Source organism: Paenibacillus sp. FSL H7-0331 (genome assembly GCF_001956045.1).
On record NZ_MRTH01000001.1, the window covers coordinates 571,503 to 590,978 of the forward strand.

Sequence of the window (19,476 nt, forward strand, 5' to 3'; positions counted from 1 at the left end):
CTTTGACAGTTACCGTCTACAATCACGGCAGCAGATCATGGGGTTGTGATAGCCTCAGAGTCCGATTTACATGTCAATTTGATCATTAATAATCATTATGGCAGATCGGATAATCTCTTAAGAAGCCAAAAAACCTCCTTGATGGGAGGTTTCGCTGGTAGCTCTATATCGTTTCATCGTAAAAAAAATTCGGTTTTACAATGGCATCCTCATACTGCCGATGGAAAATATGTGTCGTCGCAGGCGATAAGGGAGGAATCAACCATGACCAATTCCCGGTCACCTGACGATCCTTCTTTTGCTCGTTAGCCTCAAATCTCATAAATTGCTGGGCGGCTGTATGGTGGTCGACGATGGCTACGCCATGCTGCCTGAAAGAATCCAATACGGCTATATTTAATTCGACCAGCGCGCGATCCTTCCATAAGGTTGAATCCCTGCTCGTATCCAGTCCCATCATATCGGCTACCTTGGGCAGCATATTATAACGTCCTGTATCGGCAAGATTCCGCGCTCCAATCTCAGTTCCCATATACCAGCCGTTGAAGGGAGCTGCTGTATAATGAATGCCTCCAATCTCCAGCCGCATATTGGAGACCATTGGCACGGCGTACCATTGCAGCCCCAAATCGGCAAAGCCAGGGAGCTCCGGATGGCACAAAGGCACCTCCATGATAAGCGATGACGGAATCTCAAATAGCCGCGGCACTCGATTGCCTATTTTCACCAAGAGCGGCAGCACGTCAAAGGAACCCCCGGCTCCCCTCCAGCCCAGCTCCTGGCAAAGCTTTGTGATGGCAACGGAATCCGGATCTCCAACCACACCACCATCGGTTTCATAACCCGCGTAACGAATAAGTTGATGATTCATAATGCGAATCTGCTGCTCCGGCTGAATAGCAGGCTTGAAAATAGTGATGGTCGGACGAATCCGACCACCATTCGTAGCGTATTCGATATGACGGTACAGCGCCTGAGCGATCTCTTCCTCCGTTTCCAGAGTGCGCGCATCGATAACATGCAGGGTCTCCCAGAACAACCTGCCGATGCATTTATTGCTGTTTCGCCATGCCAGCTTGGCTCCATATTGCAGTTCCTCAAGCGTATGCTCATAAAAACCCTGTTCGGCTATCGCTTGCCGGATCTCTATAATTCGTTGTTCCATTTCACCCATAGTTTTGCCTGTTTCGCTGTAGCATGTATGAATAAAATGCTCGGCTTCTTCAACCTCATGATATACATTCATATTGAATTCGTACTCCTATCCTTATCCTGCTCTCTATTATAGTAAAAACAGGCTTCGATTCCAAATAGGAGCTCACCGTTCACGATTTAAATTGGTCCTGGAATTGGCTCGGAGTGATATTCACATACTTTTTGAAAATGCTGATAAAATATTTGTAATCCTTGAAACCGACATCGGAGGCGATGGTATACACCTTGCCTCCACCGGTCTTCAGCTGATCCATGGCCTTTTGAATCCGGTATCGATTCAGGAATTCATTGAACGTATAGGTCGTTTCTGTTTTAAACTTCTGATTTAAGTAGGTAGAGCTGATCCCGAGCTGTGTGACCAGATCTTGAATGCTGATCCGCTCTGCGTAATTCAACTGAATATAAGCAATCATCTGGGCTACATATTTGGAAGCCTTCGTTGGCGCATCGTTCATCAAGGCAGCACTAAGAACCTCGTCCAATTGCTTGTGGTTGTTCTTAATGAGCTGGTATTTCTTCTTAAGCTCAATCTGTGTTTTGGCCCGTGCTAGGGCTTCAATTAATTGATGCTGCTCCAACGGCTTCAGCAAATATTCGCTAACACCCAGATGCACGGCTTTTTGGGCCAGATGGAATTCATCGTATCCGGAAACAATAATGAAACTGCAGGTTGCCGCATCCATACTGCGCTCTATCATCGTGATCCCGTCCATTAAGGGCATATTCACATCCGCTATGACGATATCCGGCTGCAGTTCAATAATCTTCGATAGTCCCTCAGCGCCATTAACGGCCTCATCGATGACAATACAATCCGAACCAAGCCAGTCGAATGTATAACGCAAGCCCTTACGTATCATTTCCTCATCTTCCACAAGCAGTACCTTAAACACCTTCATCACCTTTTTCGTAGGGAATTAAGATTGTGACACTCGTTCCTGAGTCAGGGGAGCTCTGAAGCTGAATGCCGTATTGCTCACCATACAAAAGCACCAGACGGCGATGAAGATTATTGAGTCCGATATGCTTGCTCTGATTATCCGGGCTGCTCAGAATATCCCTGATTTCCGCGAGCCTCCGATCGTCCATGCCATCTCCATTATCCACGACTTCCAGCACCAGATCCTGACCTACCACATACCCTCGAATCGAAATGAACAAAGCCTCCTGATGCTGATACCCGTATTTAATTGAGTTCTCGATAATTGCCTGCAGGAGAAGCTTCGGAACCAAGGCGTTCTGTCCCTCGGTGGATACGTCGATCGTGTAGGTTAATCGGTCCTTAAAGCGTATTTGCTGGAGCTTCAAGTAATCGATCACATGGTTCAAATCACCCTTCATTAATACCGTTTGTCCATCATTGCTGATACTATAACGAAGCAGTCTGGAGAGGATCATGACAATCTCCTGCGCCTGTTGGCTGTCTACGACAATGGCATAGCGCAGAATTTCCAGCACATTAAAAATAAAATGCGGATGAAACTGTGATTGCAGCTGCTTAACTTCTATCAGACGTCTAAGGTTCGATAGCTCCTCGTTCTTGTGCAATAATTCATTTAGACGGTTAAGCATAATATTAAATTGATTGGCCAATGTCTCGAATTCATCCCCGGTTTTGATTTCAACGTAAGCATCCAGATGACCCTCCTGCAGCTTGTTCACGGCAAACAGCAGCTTGTCTATGGATGCGGTATTGCGCGATGACATTTTTTGTGACAAAAAATGAACCATCACCCATAACAAAATACTAGTTACGATAATAAACACCGTTAACGAGATATAAGCATATTTCTCGATCCGCAGGGAATTCAGTGTATATACCTTCATTTGAGCGGTTGGAATATTGGATTGGCTCACATAATATCTGCCATTATTTAATTGAATGTAGCCCTGGGCATCGTATATTGGATTAAATTTGTTCATTAACCCTTTGGCAATATTGTTCGTCGTGGCTATAATCGTGTTGTGCTGGTCGGTGATGACCGATATTTCATTGTTTTGCACAAATATAAGCTTCTGTACATCTTCTTCATATAATTGATACACCAAATAACCGACCACCGTATTATTGTGCAGGATCGCTTTCCCGAAGGTATATAAGGTGAAACGATCGTGAGAGTAGGCAATGTGATTCGTTTCTGTCAGAGTTGCTGTGGCTGTAGGGGGAATCCGAGGTACAATATCCTTGAATACCATATCCTCGATCAAGCCGTTGGAAGGTGCGGAGGATGCAACGAATATGCCCTTCACATCGATGATATGAAATACACTTTTCACCTTTTGATGGTTATTAAATTCATAAAATTGTTCATACACGTCCTGGCTGTTCGCACGCGTAACGGCATAATCAATAACAAGCGGCAGTGCGGCCATCCGGTTGATTTCCTTATAATATTCATTGTATATTTTGGACATCGACTGATTGATCGTTTCGTTGGCTTCCATAGTTTCATTCGCCAATATGATTTTATTATTGATAAGAGTAAAGATCAGAAACAAGATAAACAACACGATAATCGGCATAAAGGTATACAGTAAAAACAAACGACGAGTGGACTCCTTAAAGTTGTTCTTATTCGCCTCCATACCACCACATCCCGCACTATATAGTTGATTACCAGAGCCCTCATCATACCTTACTTGGTTAATCTTAAACAAGTACAACAAAGGCTGGCCCCGCTTGATGCAGGAACCAACCGTAAGACCAAGAGTTTACAAGAACAGCCCACACTTACATGGTGATGTCCTTTTTGCCCGACAATTTGAAAAACAAGAGCAGTGACAGGACCGTAATGATAGTAAGCATCGTCGATAAGGCTGCTGCTACACCGTAGTTGCCGCGAATAACCTCCGTATAAATGGCCACTGTCATCGTTTTTGTGGAGCCTGTGTACAAAATGATGGAGGTGCTTAATTCCGTAATAATGCTGATCCAGCTTAAAATCGCACCCGCTATGACCCCGGAAATCATCATGGGCAGCGTTATTTTGAAAAACGTCTTCATGGTCGAGGCACCCAGGCTGATCGCCGCTTCCTCTATACTATCGTTTACCTGATGCAGTACAGCCGCGCTGGATCGAATCGTATAAGGCAGACGCCTGATGACGAAGGCTGCAATCAGTATAATCGCCGTGCCGCTCAGTACAAGCGGCTTGTGATTGAAGGTAACGAGCAGGGCAATACCGAGAATCGAGCCCGGAACAATGTAGGGGAACATCGTGAACACATCCAGGATATTGGAGGTCACACCTCTTCTTTTGACCGTTACATAAGCGATAAGTATCGCCAACAGAACAATGATAGAGATTGAAATCGCCGCCAATATAAAGGTATTCGCAATAGAATCACCAATCTTCGTAAAAGCAGCGCGATAGCTGTTCAATGAGTACCCGGATACAAATATGCGTCCCGACGTGTTGAGAAAGGAGGTATACATGACATACACCTGCGGCAGCAAAGCGATTGCGGTATACACATAGACGACACCATGAACGATAATATTACCCAAGCCCTTCTTCTCTTTGGGCTGTATTGGATTCAGCGCGCTCATCGTGAACGATTTGCGGTTGGATATATATTTTTGCAAAAGAAATATCGATGTAGCAAATATAACTACGAGCACACTAATAGCGGCTGCAAAACCATCATCCCCGCCAACCTCACTAATAAATTCGGTAAAAATAAGTACAGGGATCGTTTTATATCCTTCACCGATTAGCATCGGTGTCCCGAAATCAGCCAATGCACGCATAAACACGAGCATTCCGCCTGCAAGCAATGTTGGTGTAATGAGCGGAATCAGCACCTTCCACATTTTGCGGATTCCGGTGCAGTTCATGCTCTCGGCTGCCTCCATCAAAGAATTATCCACATTCTTTAGCGCCCCGGACACATACATGAAGACGAGCGGGGACAGCTGGAGTGTCAGCACGAGCACGATTCCTGTAAAGCCATACACATCAGGCATCGGAATTCCCAATGCACCCTTAACAAAGTTGGTGATAACTCCGTTTCTGCCAAGCAGCAGAATCCATGAGTAAGCACCAATGAACGGGGCAGACATCGAGGAAATGAGGATCAGAATTTGAATGGTGCCGCTGCCCTTGATCTTGAACGTCGACATGATATAGGCCAGCGGTGCTGCAATCACAACGGATAAAATCGTCACACAGGCCGTTACCTTCATGCTGTTAAACAAGGCATTCATATAATACTGCTTGCTAAAAAATTTCACAAAATAAGCAAGGGAAAAGGCGCCGGTCGTACCGTCAAAAAAGCTTTTGGTCAATAATGTAAACAAGGGAAAAGCCAGAAACACAAGATAGATCACAAAGATCAATATCGTAATGGGCATCCAGATATCAAGCCGCTGACTTCGTTGATTCATAGGCCGATGGCCCCCGTATAATTCATCTCACCCTGCTCATCATACACATTCATTTTGTCCATATTGGCTTTCAGATAAATCACCGAGCCCGGCTTTAACAGATTACCAGTTGTCGACTCTATGGTGATTTCAACTCGCAAGCCCGTTTCCAGGTCTGCGAAGTAATGGGTATTCTGCCCGAGAAAAATACTGCTTACTATCGTTGTCTTAATTCCAGTGCCATCCTCGGAAATGATAAATTCTTCCGGCCTAACAGATAGTTTGACGGGCTGCACTTCAGCGGACGTAGGCACCTTGATATTGTTCACTCGCTCTTCATAGCCGGGACTGAAACGAACACGGTACTCATTGTTCACTTTGGTCAAAGTCCCCTCCAAAATATTGGTATGTCCTATGAAGGTTGCAACAAATATGTTAGCAGGCCGTTGATAAATCTCCTGAGGCGTTCCTACATGTTGGATAATACCGGATTTCATGACAGCAATCCGATCGGAGACCGCCATGGCTTCCTCTTGGTCATGTGTGACATACACCGTTGTAATGCCAACGCTATTCTGAATTTCTTTGATTGCATTGCGCATTTCAATACGAAGCTTGGCATCCAGATTGGACAAGGGCTCATCCATCAGCAGCACATCAGGACGTATCACGATAGCTCTCGCTAACGCTACCCGCTGCTGCTGTCCGCCAGATAAATTTTGCGGCAGTCTGTCCTTGTACTGATCAATTTGCACGACCTTCAGTACCTCGGCCACTTTCTTTTCAATATCCGCCTTTGATACTTTACGATTCTCCAAGCCAAAGGCAACATTGCCCTTAACGGTTAAGTGAGGAAAAATCGCATAGTTCTGGAACACCATGCCTATATTCCTTTTGCCCGGCGCTACCTGGTTAATAACACGTTCATTAAAGCGAATCTCCCCGCCTTCTACGGAGTTAAAGCCGGCAACCATACGCAGGAGCGTCGTTTTTCCGCATCCTGAGGGACCAAGCAGGGTGAAGAACTCACCCTGTTTGATATTAAGTGTCAGCTCAGGAATCACTTTGGTATCGCCATATTTCTTCACAACATCCTGGAAGGATATGGTTACGCTCATCGTTTCCACCCGATTTCTTTATGTTTATTTTTGCAATTTGGTAAAGGTATCCGTATAACGGCTTACGATTTCTTTCTTATGCTCACGTACGTATTTGTCATCTTCCTTGATCACTTTAATTTCACTCATCGGTTTCATATGGCTTCCAAGCTTGGCATTCGTGCGCAATGGACGGTTAGTCAGTTGAGTTCCGAATGCATCCTGTGCAGGCTGGGATATAATGAAATCGATAAATTTCTTGGCATTGTCTTCATTTTTTGTACCTTTTACAATCCCTGCAACCGCATCAAGAAATACTGCACCTTCAGTTGGATATACGATTTTGACAGGTCCACCGCTTTTCACGTAGCTAGCCGATGGATCTTCATAGGTCAAGGCCACAATATATTCGCCGTCCGCTACGCTCTTATGTGCAGCGCCGGAGCCACTGGAGATCTTGCCGTCCAGATTCTTAATTAAGCTACCCACGAAATTCCAGCCTTTATCGGACGTGTAATCTCCGCCCTTGGCCAACAATATATTCGTTAATTGAGCAAACGCCGAGCTGGAGCTTGCCGGATCGGCCGTAGCGATTTTCCCCTTTAATTTGGGATTTAACAAATCCTCATAACTCTCGATTTTGATATCTCCAACCAGGTTCTTGTTGACCAGCAGGACACTAGCATCCGAAACATAAGATGTCATGTAGCCTGTTTCATTGCGATGTCCCTCCATTAAATCCTTATCATTGGGAGAAACATAATTGGCGAACAAATCGCCATTGCCCATAAACAATGCATGAGAGCCTCCAAACATAACGTCAGCGTATGGATTCGCTTTTTCGGATTGTAATCGCTTGATCAGCTCCCCAGTTCCAGCCGACACCAGTTCAACCGTTATTCCGGTTTGCTTCTCGAACATCGGGATCAACGTATTAATAATATCTTCACTGTTAGGTGTATAGACAACCAGCTTGGTTGAACCCTTAGGAGCACTCGCTGCACCCTTGTCTGTAGAACTCGCTTGCCCACATGCAGCCAACAGGCTTATCGTTAATACCAACGCCACTATTAAACTTATACCTTTTCTCAATATGTTCGCCCCCTATTTGAATATAAGATAATTCTATCAGAAGCCCTCAACATTTAAATCCTAAAATACATAAACATCATCTAAAATTGACAACTAATCTAACATATAAATCCCATTATTCACCTAATCTTATCGTTCTAATTATGCCTTCACCCCATAGATTATAATAAACAAATTTGAAAGCGTTACATATTTAACATCGTTAAATAAATAAAAAACCAACGTCAGTTAAACTGACATTGGTCTAGTGATCCAAATATTTTTTGCGATAATCGCCTGGAGTCATATCCTCCATCTTGCGGAAATACCGAATGAAGTTTTGCGAATTCTGATATCTGAGCCTCTCCGCAATTTGGGATACCTTCATATCGGTTTCCAGCAGCCATTTTTTCGCCTGATTGAGTCGATATTGCGAAACATAATCACTGAAGTTCACACCTGTTTCCTTACGGAACACGGTTTTTAGATAATTCGGATGATAATTAAGCCGCGTTGCACATAAATCCAGGGTCAGGTCGGACTCAAACTCTTCATGGATAATTTCGATCATATGCTCGGAAATATTTTTATTCTGGCTTTCCCACTTTTTGTTCAACAAGGTGACCATCGGCTCCAGCACTGTTTTCATAAACCAGCTCTCGGTTTCTGCAATCGTTTTGAGATTAAAAAGCTGCTCAAACAACTGCCGGTCCTCCTGGGAGGAGGCTTGAAGATTCTCGCCTGCATTCTGAATCTCGCGAATCAGATCGGCCAGCAGCCGGAACAAAATCATCTGGTATTCCTGATGCCGAATAGGGTCGCGCAGCATCACAGTAAGAAACTCGTGCAGCAGCTGCTGTGCCTTGTCCAAATCGGGAATCTTGAGCGCATCGATAAGCTGCTTTTCGATCCATTCAGGGAAAATCGTCTGAATCCGATGGTCAGGCAGCACATCCTCAACATGCAGAATAGCCTCTTCACCAAAGCGAATTCTATACTTTAATGCCTCCAGACTTTCCCTGTAAGCCTGCGCCCCTCTATTCAAATTCGTATAGAAGCCACTGATGCCTATGCTGATCTGCAGCCCCAGTATTTCTTTGACCGTTGTCTGAATCAGCTCTGAGAGCGCATATACATCGTTTTTCCCTTGCTCGGACGAAGAAGTCCTGTTCCTCAGCAGTGTCACCTGATTGCCGCCTATAACGACAGGTTCAAGACGGGATTCCGGAAGTGTCAGCTCCGAGACGATATTGTTAACCGCAAACATCAGCAGGTCATGATCATTTTCCTGAAAACGCGTTCCCGCTAATGTGTCAATTTGTACCGTCAGCACACAATAGGAGTCACCGCCCCATTCATACTGAAATTGCTCTGACTTTTCCTTAATTTCTTGACCATTCAGCTCACCTAACAGCAATTTTCTCACAAAAAATTCCTTCAGCTGCTTCGTATGTCCCTGTATTTGATCCAACAGTCTTGATTGTGAGGTTCGCAGTGAAACGATATGTTTGCCAATGAATTGCAGCTCATCCTCATTTCTGTTCTCGCTAGCTTTATCTCCAGCCGCGGACTCGAATACAAGACGAATGGGTGTGTAGATTCGATTGGAACCGATTAACGATAGCACCAGCAAAATAAGAAATACCCCTGTGCACACATAAAACGTGTACCAACCAATCGCCCCTGACTCCTTCGTAATCTGTTCAATTGAAACAAGTGAAACGTAGACCCAGCCGTTAAAAGCAGATTTTTTGTAAGTGATGCCGATGGACCCATCCTGTAGACGAATTTCATTGCTGCCTTTATCCACTGTGGATGCTTTTAAAAGTTGAACTACCTGATCAATCTTTTCCTGCGAAAAATTGGGATTGGACACCTGTGTCAATAAGCGGTAATCCGCATCAAAAACGATCGTATCCGACTCGCCGTTATATTCGGGAATCAGCTTTTGCAGCCTATAGTTAGGAACGTTCGCTACAATCACACCGGATGTGCCCTTATAGATATTGATCGGCAGTTTTTTGACCAGCAGAATATGGGAGGTACCTTCGTTGGTAACCCACTTGGATGATTCTGCAAACTGCGTTCGTTCTGTCAGCGTTTTCAGTTCGATGTCCGTCATAGATTGCGTGAACCCGCTGTTGTCGAGTGTCCATCTATGCGCAAAGCTCGCAAGCTGTACATTGGAAATACCTAAATCATACGATTGCAGCTTGTAAAGGCCATTCGCCAAGTCCGTCACTAACATAAAATCTCTGGCCTCAAAGCCGCGGGTTATCGATTCGCTGACAAGTTTACTGTTACTGAATTGGACAATTGCGTTATCAATCGTTTGCAAAATCTGCTCTACCTTCAACTCCGTCTGCGTTAGCACTTGCATGTTACCCTCATTAACCTTTTCCTGAACAATACCCTTGGCTTTAAAATAAGATAAAATACCTAAGGATACGACGGGGATCGTAACCAGGATCATACTAAAGAGAATGATTCTCCGTAAATATTTGGATTTATACATGGCATTCCCTCACGATTCAGGCTTATAGTCATCGCACTTGATGAAATGGTAAATATATACATTTAAATCATTTCAGCACAGCTGTTTTTCAATGGTATCCGGTTTCTACATTATATAGAATACAAAATGGGGTTACAAACCAGCCCCTATGCTCTCTAAGTTATCTGTTGGTGTCATGATTGTATATAATCATTAGGGCAGATTGTCGGTAATCAGCACTCTGAGGCATGCCAAATAACTGCGACATCCCTAAAGATGCCGCAGTTCAATTTACTTCTATGCTCCATTTCCTATCAGGCAGCTATTCATCTTTACCTTCAATGCCGCTGATGACCAAGCTGCGGACTGAATCCCGCAAACTATCTCGCATATCGGCAGGTGTTCCTTCGTCTGTTACAAGTGTATGAATACGGTTCAGTCCCATGCCAAACAGAAAGCCGCTGCGATTGACCTTCGACGAATCCGCCATCAGAATCAGATGATTGCTCTGTTCGACCAGCATCTGGGCAATTTGCAGTGGTTCCCACTTCGAATAATAAATGCCCTCTGGTCCAAAGCCCATGCAGGAAAACAGCGCCTTATCGAATCGGTACTGACGCAGCTCACAGTGCAGCTTGTAGCCGAACGTCTTGCCGTCCTCATCGACCTCTCCGCCAACCAGATAAACCTTCAGCTTCCCCTTCTTCTGAATCAGATTCAGCGTAACCATAGCCGAATTCGTAACAATCGTAAGGTTCTTGTCATCAGGGACGTAACGGGAAAGCACCAGACCGGAGGTATTTCCGTCAATAAAAACGCTATCGCCATCCTCCAGCAGCTTCACAGCTTCACGGGCAATCGCCTCTTTGCGCTCCAGATTGAGCTGCATTCTTTCGTAATAAGGCATATCCCAGGTGGTCTGCTCTCGCTTCACCGCTCCGCCATACGTTCTGCGCAAAAATCCCTTCTCATCCAAAATACGAAGGTCCCGGCGGATTGTTTCCACCGAGACTTGATACGTATCGACCAGCTCTTCAACTGAGACGCTGCCAACACGCCGTACTGCGATCATAATTTCATTTCTCCGTTGAACTGAGCTCAATTTTGTTACCCCCTGAGAGCCTAAGTAAATAACTTGCTTTTCTCAGGCTCCGGTTTAACTTTTTCAAATATTATTTGAATTCTTTTAAAGTCTTGGTAACGTCAGCCTGCGCTTTCTTCATCGCATCAGCTGGAGTCAGCTTACCCGCATTCATTGCCTGCAGCGCTTCGCCCAGAACGGTATCCATCTTGTTGCGCGCAGCGGATGATACATCGATACGTGCATAAGGGAACACTTCAACAAAAGCCTGCTTCTTTTGCGGATTATCCGCATAGTTTTTCTTCAGTAAATCCGTATCCTGTGCAGATTTGGTAGCCGGGAAATATCCGGTTTTCGCTGCATAGATCGCCTGTGCCTTGGATTCTGCAAAGTATTTCAGGAACAGCCATCCCGCCAGCTGCTTCTCGGGGGTCGTCTTGAACAGCACCTGATTGCCACCATAAAGCTCAGTCACCTTGCTGTCGCTCTTGCCCTGCGGAATCAGAGTGATTCCCCATTTGAACTTGTCCTTGATCAAATCCAGCTTTGAGCTTGTGCGGGCAGTCGTTCCGATTTCCATGGCTGCTCTGCCATTCGTGAATTCCTGCTCCGTATTTTCTGCCAGCATGATCGCTTTTTTATCCAGCAGATTTTTCATCATAGCTGCCAGCTCAACCGCCTGCGGATTATCATAATTGACGCCGCTTTGATCCAGCTTGATCGGATCAATGCCGTAGGTGCGCAGCCAAGTACGGAACGTACCTCCGTTGTTGGCGTTGCCCATCACCAGTGCCGGCTCACCACTTTTTTGTGTAATATCAAGCGCCATTTTCTCAAAGTCCTGCCACGTAGCCGGCGGTTTCTCATAACCTGCTTTTTTGAGTACATCGATGTTGTAGTATACGCCCATGGAGGAATTACCGTGTGGCCAGCTCATCGTTTTGCCGTTGTACTCCGGAATACGCTGACGCGCCAGCACTCCTGGCATGATATCGTCCAACGCCTGCTTGTTCAGCCCGTTCACCGGGTCATTAATGTAATCGTCCAACGGTACAATTTTATCAGCCTTCATATATTCAAGCGTATCGCTCTCGTAGGACATCGCAACAGCCGGAAGGCCTCCGCCCTGCAGCGCAGCACGAACCTTTTTGTTCAGGTCATCATAGGAACCCTGGAATACTTCCTTGACGATGATCTTCCCTTCGTACTCCTTGTTGAAGGCAGCTACCATTTCTTTAATCGCATCGCCATAAATCGTCGCCTGAATGTGCCAGAAGTCAATGGTAATCGGTCCGTTTTTACCGAGCTCAATGCCTTTGGCTGCTGTGCTTTCCGTTTTCTTATCCGTCCCACTGCCTGTTGTTGCTGCGGGAGTTGTCACCCCACAGCCTACCGTTGTGATTAATAACAAAGACGCCAGTGATGCTTTCCAATGAGCAAACGATTTACGTGAATACACGACTATCACTCCTTCGATTGTTGGGAATTGTCACAAGCTCGGACACCTTGAAGCTTTCTCCTGGAGCTGGATAATATTTGCGGACGCCACCGCTGTTGAACAAGGTCGGATGGTTGCTGTGCAGTGGAATCACGAGTCCCGGCGCAATGGCAGTCGTCAATTCCGTAATTTCTTGCGGAGCTGCGTGACCTCCGGTTGCACAATACCGATATTGAACACCAAATTCGTTCAACCACTTTAACAGCGTTTCGTCAGCCGAAGTCAGCGGATTGCCATCAGCATGAACGTATATGGACGCTGCAGCTTGCGAGCCTTTGGTCTCAAGCTCTGCAATTAATGCAGTGAGTGGATAGATTAGGTAAACAGCATACAGTGATTTATTCGCTGTAATCTCATTCACTGTAATAGGCGCATAAGGAAGCTTAACATTCTTCGCAGGGCGTGGTCCTTGTGACCAAACAGGTGTGCGAAGCAGTCGGATTACATGGCGTCCAGCTTCCAGCGCGGGATGTCCGGACAGCACCTGCAGCTTATCTGAAGCCTCAAACCAGAGCACAGCCGTACTTTCGTCCATCACCAGCTCACGACCTGCTTCCTGCGTCTTCATAATCAGATCGGCTACTCGCTCCACATTACGGGCAAGAATGTTCACATACACTAATCCGTCCGTTTGCTCCATCGCCAGGCGGCATTCAACAGCTACCTGCACCTCAAGCCGATCCTTCGGCTTCCGGAATAAAGTGTCAGGGCGCATCCTTGTGCCTTCTGTAATCAGCACATCCACACCTACCGTCTGACAGCGTTCGATAAAACGGTCCAGGCGATGATGATTTCGTCCATGTCGCCGCCAGTCAGCGGTAAAAGCTATCCGATGCTCCGGTCCATGAATGATGAATCCTGTCACACCGGGGCTATCATGATCGACCTCAATAAATTCGATGCGGAAGGGACCATAATCGACGATCTGCCCGTCCTCAATGATGCGAATATCAGCACGTGTGTCTTCGTACTCACCCGCTGCCACAATCGCTTCATATACTACATAGGCATCGCGATGCATCCATACCGGGAGATTAGGCCGAAGTGAGGGCAAGAGTGCCATATGATCCTGATGAATGTGGCTGACAAAGCCATGCAGATTGGTTACCTGCTCCAACTGCTCCCTGCCCCATACCTGCTGCAGCTCTGCTTCGCCCAGATCACCCAGCAATTCGGGGTCGTACAGATCAAGCACGGGCGGAGCCATGCGTGTCAGTAAAAAACTGCGAATACCATAATCTGACCGAACCCGGGTATCTCCGTTGAAAAAACCGCGTGCCATACCCAGATCGAATACGATACCCGTATCCCCGCAGCTGTACATAATATGTACACCGCCAATCGTAGTCAGCCCTCCGTAGAAGGTAAGCTTTTCCTCATACCGATCACTCATGTTTGTTTCCTCCTTTGAATGCTTTATGTGTTGACCTCAGCCTGTTGTTCCAGCTTCTGCTCCTGTGCTTGCTGCAGCATCACCAACAGGTCTGCCAGCTCATCAAGAGTGGACAGCTGCACATCCCATTGCACCGTTTCCGAAGATGGATACGGAGACAGCCAAACGGTTTGGCCACCAAGCTTACGTACTGGGTACAGATCGTTCCAGGCGTGATCGCCAATCGATAAGATTTGATCTGGACGCAGACCCTCCTGCTCGATCAGCTCAGACATATATCGTTCAAGACCACTAGGCTTTCCAGCCCCATACACGATTTCGTCGAACAGCTCCGTGCAGGCAAGTGCCGAAATAAATTCGCGGCCTGTATTTTCCGGCGAGTTGGTGAGCAGTATCCGTTTACGTACTCCGGTCAGCCCTCCAATCGCCTCGTATAGACCCAGATGGCGTTCAAAGCTTGAAGCGCCCTGCAACATTTCCTTTCGTACCTGCTGGAAGGCCAGTTGTCGTTGCCCTTCCTCAACACCGTATTTGGCTGCAAAGATGCTGACCAGACTCCATGCATCCCCTGCATATATAGAAGCCATTTCTGCCGTATCCATTAGAGCCTCTACTTGCTGACCCTGCCAATCCCGGTGCACGGTCAGATCTCCACCGCGTGTCCATGTATCCGAACCCGGATGGTACCAATCCCCAATGCTGCTCGGATGACTTCCTTCCAATAAGGAAGCCATTTCGACAAGAAACTCTTCCAACCTTTCAGTATGCTCCCCTTTGTCAAACAAGAGCTCCAGGTAACGTTTATAAAAGGTTCCATCCTGATAAAGCGTACCGTCCAGATCAAATAGTACGACCTCCACATTGTGCAGCCAATTCATCTGTAATCCTCCTCTGTCAAGTAACTGCTATGTTTGTATGCACACTTGCTTATCCTTTAAGCCCTGTTGCTGTGATACCTTGATGAAACCAGCGCTGAGCGAACACATACAGCAGCACAATCGGTGCGATTGTGAAGGTAGCCGCCGCCATCAGAAGATGGTAATTCGGACCTTCCTCGCTGACAAAATAGAGCAGTCCAACCTGCAGCGGTCTGAGTGATTCACTGGACGTGATCAGCAGTGGCCACAGCACCCCGTTCCATTTACCGATAAATGCAAGCAATGCTGTCGTTATCAACGAAGGCAGCACGAGTGGAAGCAGCACCGTCCACAGATAGCGACCATTTGACATTCCATCGACCTGAGCCGCCTCCCAGTATTCCTTCTGTACGGAAAGAAACGCCTGTCTCAGCAAAAATATCGTGAACGCCTCAGCCAGAAATGGCAGCATCATCCCCATGTAGCTATCATAAAACCCTTGACCTCCATCACCTAGCCAATCATTGCCGCCAGCGAAAGGGATATGACGCATCGTTACAAAATTCGGAACCAGCGTAACATCGTAAGGAATCAGCATCGTGATGACCACCAGCATAAAAATCAGGTTGCGTCCGCGAAATGAAAAATGCGTGATGGCAAAAGCTATCGGTATACAAACCAGCAGCTGCAGAGCCGTTCCAATCCCGGCGATAATGACTGTATTAATAAAATACTGTTCAAATGTCGACTCCGGCTTTAGCCAGGCTGCCGCATAGTTTTGAAACTGCCACAGCTCAGGCAGCACGGTCGGCGGCATCCGGTTGATTTCCACAGCGCTTTTTAGCGAGGTCATGATCATCCAAAAGAAAGGAAACACGACACAACAAGCCAACAACGCCACACTGATCAGCACAACTGTCCATAAGATTTTGGAGGAGCGACGCGCCCCAACCATTTGGTACATGCTACATTCCTCCTCAAAGCTTTCCTCCGTTTAATGCATATAATGAACCTTTTTCTCACCGTAGCGCAGCTGCAACCAGGTCAATCCCAGCAGCAGCACGAACAATACCATCGATACTGCCGAAGCATAGCCGATCTGACCATACACATAAAAACTGCGGAAAATATACAATGGCAACGACATTGTCGAGCCAAGTGGACCACCCTCACCACCGGAAAATACATAAAAGGCATTAAACGATTCAAAAGCCCCGATGACCGATACAATGGTAAGCAGAAACCAGGTCGGAGACAGCAGCGGAAGGGTCACATGACGGATCACATTCCAGGTCCGCGCTCCATCCATACGGGCGGCCTCCGTCAGATCATGCGGAATTTGTGTCATTCCGGACAGGAACACGATAATCTGAAAGCCAAGGCTGCTCCATATGGAGAATAATATGATGACAGCTAGTGCCCAGGTCGGCCCTGCGAACACGGTCGGAATTGCAGCCGGCCACTGACCTCCAAGCGTCGTGATCAGCTTGATCAGAATGGGATCAGGATCGGTAAGCCACTGCTGCGGAGTTCCTCCCATGGAGCGTACCCCCCAATTGGCAAGACCTACACTCGGATGAAAAATCCATTTAAACACGATCGCTGCTGCTACATGAGAGGTAATATAAGGAAGAAAAAACAGAACCCGCAGCAGCGTCTTGCCTTTCGTTATATGAAACAACACATAAGCTACAAAAAACGCAAGCAGCAGCGTCAAGGGAATAGTTCCTATCGCATAAAAGATCGTCACCATGAAAGCCTGCGCGACAGCACCCAACTGCAAGCCGGCAGCAGGATCACTTACAATTAGATCCTCAGTAAATATACGGACGTAATTATCCAAGCCAATAAAACGCTCCGGTACGTACCCCCACTTCCATAAACTGATCCACATCCCGAACACAAGTGGCCAGTACCGAAACAGCAATAATAGTGCCAATGCAGGTAGGGCGTACATAAACCCAGTCCACGCTTCTCTTGTTTTTCGTTTGGAACGCGGCTCGACTTGCTTGCGTTCACGAAGGGTTGCGGCAGGTTTAACAGTAGGTTTGCTTCCCAATGCTACAGCCTCTTTAGATATCACTCCGAATGCTCCTTCCTGATAGCTTCCTTGTTTGGCTTACATACTGATTCTACCTATGCAATGTTTTGCAAGGATTAGAGACAAGTAAAGATATTGTTGAAATGCTTACCGTTGTTTACACTTATCGGCACCCTACTGTGCTCAAACGGTCACAATCGCAACAATAACGGTCATTTCAGACGCCTCAGACTTTCATGAAATCAACAAAAAACCTGGCCAAAGGCCAGGTCATTGTTACATACGTATGTGTTTTTGTGGTGGGTATGGGGTTTCAGACGATATTAAATAGTGTTTAGGCCAAAGAGTTAAGTTCAAACGCTTTTTTAAGCTCTTCAAAATCCAATTCCAATAGATCGCAGCAGTTCTCCACTTTTGCAAAAAAGTTGTCTTCCTCGCTCGGTTGATCCCGTTCAACATAATACATGTTAATGAGTTCAAACAACTCTGAAAATGCTTTTACCTTTTCAACTTTATTCATAAAAATCATTCCTTCCATAAATGTGGTATCGACGAATGGATAAACCAACTGTGTCGCTTGCCATTAGTTTACCTTAAAATCATCATCAACACTATGACAATCTAGCGACTTTTGTTAAAAATTGTCGTTTATAGTCGAAAATGCTGTAAAGCCAGTTGTAAATCCTCTGAAAGTTTGGCAAGTGATTCAGCTGCACTTCTGATTTCTTCCATGCTGGAGAACTGTTCCTGACTTGAAGCTGAACTTTGCCGACTCACTACCTTGCCCTCTTTGGCAACGTGATCGACGACATCCATAACGGTCACGATTCTTCGACTGCCTAATATCAAATGGTCAACCGTTTCTTTGACACTGCTGACTCCTGCGTATACATGGTCAACAGCCTCGTCTATATGCTGAAAGACGACTTGGGCTTGTTGTGTTTTTTCAATCCCTAATTCCACTTCATATAAACCGCTCCGCATGGTACTGCCAATCCGTTTCATCTCCGATTGAATCAAACCGATCAGCCTCTCAATTTGTTGGGAGGAAACTGCGGATTCGTCAGCAAGCTTTTTGACCTCTTCAGCTACAACAGCGAAGCCTTTTCCCGCTTCTCCCGCACGTGCCGATTCAATTGCCGCATTCAAGGAAAGCAGGTTCGTCTGAGCTGAAATCTCATGGATGACGGCAACGAATTTGCCAATATCACGAATATGCGTAGTCAACAGCTCAATAGTAGCATCCAGATCTTTCACCGACGAATGGATCGATACCATTTGTTCCGATACGGATGTTACGGTCAAGGCCCCTTCTTTGGAAGAGGTAGCGGCCTGGCCAGCAGATACATACACATTATCGCTGTTACTTTGGATCGCTGTAATCTTGTCAGCCATTTGATCAATAGCATTCGTCGCATCCTCTAAACTGATCACTTGCTTATCCAGCTCCTGCTCCAAATATTCGCTTGATGAAGCGATTTGCTCGGAGGCCAGCGCACTTTGCTCTGTACTTGCCAGCAGCTGTTGAGAGCTTGAGGAAATGATCAGAGCGTTGTCCGACACCTGAATGACCAAAGCACGTAAGCCTTCCAGCATTTTATTAAACGAGCCCGTAAGACTGCCCACCTCATCCTGATAAGGATAATCTCCATTTACCGAAAGATCGCCAGCGCCAGCCCGATTCATTAACTCTTGCAGGGAGCGCAGTGGTGTTGTGATAACATGATTGATCATAACCCCTACCAGGATAGAGACCGCTACAGCGAGCAAGGTTGAAATGAAAGTAATGACCTGCGCTGTGGTCGCGTCCCGCTCCGTTTGTACATACAATTGTTCAGCGATTTGTTCATTGTAATCAGACAAATCAATTAAGGTTTGGTTAATTTGTTTGCCTAAGATGCTGGTCTCTGTCACAAATGCATCGTAAGCCTTTGCTTCATTATTAGCCATAGCAAGCTCGATTACCTTGTCGACAGCTGTACGGTAGGTAGGAAGCAGCTTCTTATATTGCTCGAGCAGCTCCATTTCGGTCGGAGTATTGGCAATCTTGCTGTATGCTTCAATCGTAGTATCGATAAATTGATCCTGCTTGCTGATCTTAATTTTTAACAGTTCATCCTTAGTTAACAGAAACTCAAGCATACTGGCTTCGTTCGTGCGTGTGCTGGTTTGAATGTTGTTGATCCATTTGACCGGCATCAATCGGCTCATGTACATTTCCTTGGAATTCGCAGCCATACTCGTCATATAATGATAGCCTACAAACGCAATAAGAATGATGGAGATAAGAGCTGTCACATTTAAAATGATCATTTTAGATCTGAATTTCAGATTGCGAAGTATGACTATACTCAAATTAAACC

At 46.1% G+C, this 19,476-nt stretch carries 15 protein-coding genes; all 15 read right to left on the bottom strand.

The annotated features are described in order from the left end of the window. Positions 1-163: 163 nt before the first annotated feature. The 15 genes from BK127_RS02560 to BK127_RS02630 all read right to left on the bottom strand — a co-directional run bounded on the left by BK127_RS02560 (position 164) and on the right by BK127_RS02630 (position 19,468). Positions 164-1,246, bottom strand: coding sequence for a nitric oxide synthase oxygenase (locus BK127_RS02560; RefSeq protein ID WP_076228266.1), 1,083 nt, complete (start codon positions 1,244-1,246; stop codon positions 164-166). Between the two features lie 79 nt (positions 1,247-1,325). Then, positions 1,326-2,108, bottom strand: a complete 783-nt coding sequence (locus tag BK127_RS02565; protein ID WP_076228268.1) for a response regulator transcription factor — start codon at positions 2,106-2,108, stop codon at positions 1,326-1,328. Further along, a complete protein-coding gene (locus BK127_RS02570; RefSeq protein ID WP_076228271.1) occupies positions 2,101-3,801 on the bottom strand; it encodes a sensor histidine kinase in 1,701 nt (566 codons plus the stop codon). Before BK127_RS02570 ends, BK127_RS02565 begins: the two co-directional genes overlap by 8 nt. A 145-nt stretch (positions 3,802-3,946) precedes the next feature. After that, the gene (locus tag BK127_RS02575) at positions 3,947-5,602 is read right to left on the bottom strand and encodes an ABC transporter permease (protein WP_076228273.1); all 1,656 of its coding nucleotides are present in this window, start codon (positions 5,600-5,602) and stop codon (positions 3,947-3,949) included. Beyond that, a complete protein-coding gene (locus BK127_RS02580) occupies positions 5,599-6,699 on the bottom strand; it encodes an ABC transporter ATP-binding protein (RefSeq protein ID WP_076228275.1) in 1,101 nt (366 codons plus the stop codon). Before BK127_RS02580 ends, BK127_RS02575 begins: the two co-directional genes overlap by 4 nt. A gap of 24 nt (positions 6,700-6,723) precedes the next feature. Continuing rightward, positions 6,724-7,770 (bottom strand): ABC transporter substrate-binding protein, encoded by a 1,047-nt coding sequence (locus BK127_RS02585; RefSeq protein WP_076228277.1) that lies wholly within the window; start codon positions 7,768-7,770, stop codon positions 6,724-6,726. A 244-nt stretch (positions 7,771-8,014) separates the two neighbouring features. Next, positions 8,015-10,264, bottom strand: a complete 2,250-nt coding sequence (locus BK127_RS02590; RefSeq protein WP_076228279.1) for a helix-turn-helix domain-containing protein — start codon at positions 10,262-10,264, stop codon at positions 8,015-8,017. A 301-nt stretch (positions 10,265-10,565) separates the two neighbouring features. Beyond that, positions 10,566-11,345 (bottom strand): DeoR/GlpR family DNA-binding transcription regulator, encoded by a 780-nt coding sequence (locus BK127_RS02595; RefSeq protein WP_076228282.1) that lies wholly within the window; start codon positions 11,343-11,345, stop codon positions 10,566-10,568. Between the two features lie 70 nt (positions 11,346-11,415). After that, positions 11,416-12,783, bottom strand: a complete 1,368-nt coding sequence (locus tag BK127_RS02600) for an ABC transporter substrate-binding protein (protein ID WP_076228284.1) — start codon at positions 12,781-12,783, stop codon at positions 11,416-11,418. Further along, on the bottom strand, positions 12,770-14,215 hold the full coding sequence (locus BK127_RS02605; protein ID WP_076228286.1) for an MBL fold metallo-hydrolase: 1,446 nt from the start codon (positions 14,213-14,215) through the stop codon (positions 12,770-12,772). Before BK127_RS02605 ends, BK127_RS02600 begins: the two co-directional genes overlap by 14 nt. Positions 14,216-14,238: 23 nt before the next feature. Next, positions 14,239-15,093, bottom strand: coding sequence for an HAD family hydrolase (locus BK127_RS02610; protein WP_076228288.1), 855 nt, complete (start codon positions 15,091-15,093; stop codon positions 14,239-14,241). A 49-nt stretch (positions 15,094-15,142) separates the two neighbouring features. After that, a complete protein-coding gene (locus tag BK127_RS02615; protein ID WP_083689002.1) occupies positions 15,143-16,036 on the bottom strand; it encodes a carbohydrate ABC transporter permease in 894 nt (297 codons plus the stop codon). Positions 16,037-16,066: 30 nt separating this feature from the next. Then, positions 16,067-17,155 carry a carbohydrate ABC transporter permease gene (locus BK127_RS02620; protein WP_076228290.1) on the bottom strand — a complete coding sequence of 363 codons (1,089 nt, stop codon included), beginning with the start codon at positions 17,153-17,155 and terminating at the stop codon, positions 16,067-16,069. Positions 17,156-17,447: 292 nt separating this feature from the next. Then, complete coding sequence (locus tag BK127_RS02625; protein WP_076228292.1) at positions 17,448-17,633, bottom strand: hypothetical protein; 186 nt, start codon at positions 17,631-17,633, stop codon at positions 17,448-17,450. 128 nt (positions 17,634-17,761) lie between these two features. After that, the gene (locus BK127_RS02630) at positions 17,762-19,468 is read right to left on the bottom strand and encodes a methyl-accepting chemotaxis protein (protein WP_076228294.1); all 1,707 of its coding nucleotides are present in this window, start codon (positions 19,466-19,468) and stop codon (positions 17,762-17,764) included. Between the last annotated feature and the right edge of the window lie 8 nt (positions 19,469-19,476).

Bases quoted from the DNA above. Each gene is read 5' to 3' on its own strand.
- BK127_RS02605 (WP_076228286.1), bottom strand. From the start codon at position 14,215: ATGAGTGATCGGTATGAGGAAAAGCTTACCTTCTACGGAGGGCTGACT.
- BK127_RS02625 (WP_076228292.1), bottom strand. From the start codon at position 17,633: ATGAATAAAGTTGAAAAGGTAAAAGCATTTTCAGAGTTGTTTGAACTC.
- BK127_RS02570 (WP_076228271.1), bottom strand. From the start codon at position 3,801: ATGGAGGCGAATAAGAACAACTTTAAGGAGTCCACTCGTCGTTTGTTT.
- BK127_RS02590 (WP_076228279.1), bottom strand. From the start codon at position 10,264: ATGTATAAATCCAAATATTTACGGAGAATCATTCTCTTTAGTATGATC.
- BK127_RS02560 (WP_076228266.1), bottom strand. From the start codon at position 1,246: ATGAATGTATATCATGAGGTTGAAGAAGCCGAGCATTTTATTCATACA.
- BK127_RS02575 (WP_076228273.1), bottom strand. From the start codon at position 5,602: ATGAATCAACGAAGTCAGCGGCTTGATATCTGGATGCCCATTACGATA.
- BK127_RS02580 (WP_076228275.1), bottom strand. From the start codon at position 6,699: ATGAGCGTAACCATATCCTTCCAGGATGTTGTGAAGAAATATGGCGAT.
- BK127_RS02615 (WP_083689002.1), bottom strand. From the start codon at position 16,036: ATGTACCAAATGGTTGGGGCGCGTCGCTCCTCCAAAATCTTATGGACA.
- BK127_RS02610 (WP_076228288.1), bottom strand. From the start codon at position 15,093: ATGAATTGGCTGCACAATGTGGAGGTCGTACTATTTGATCTGGACGGT.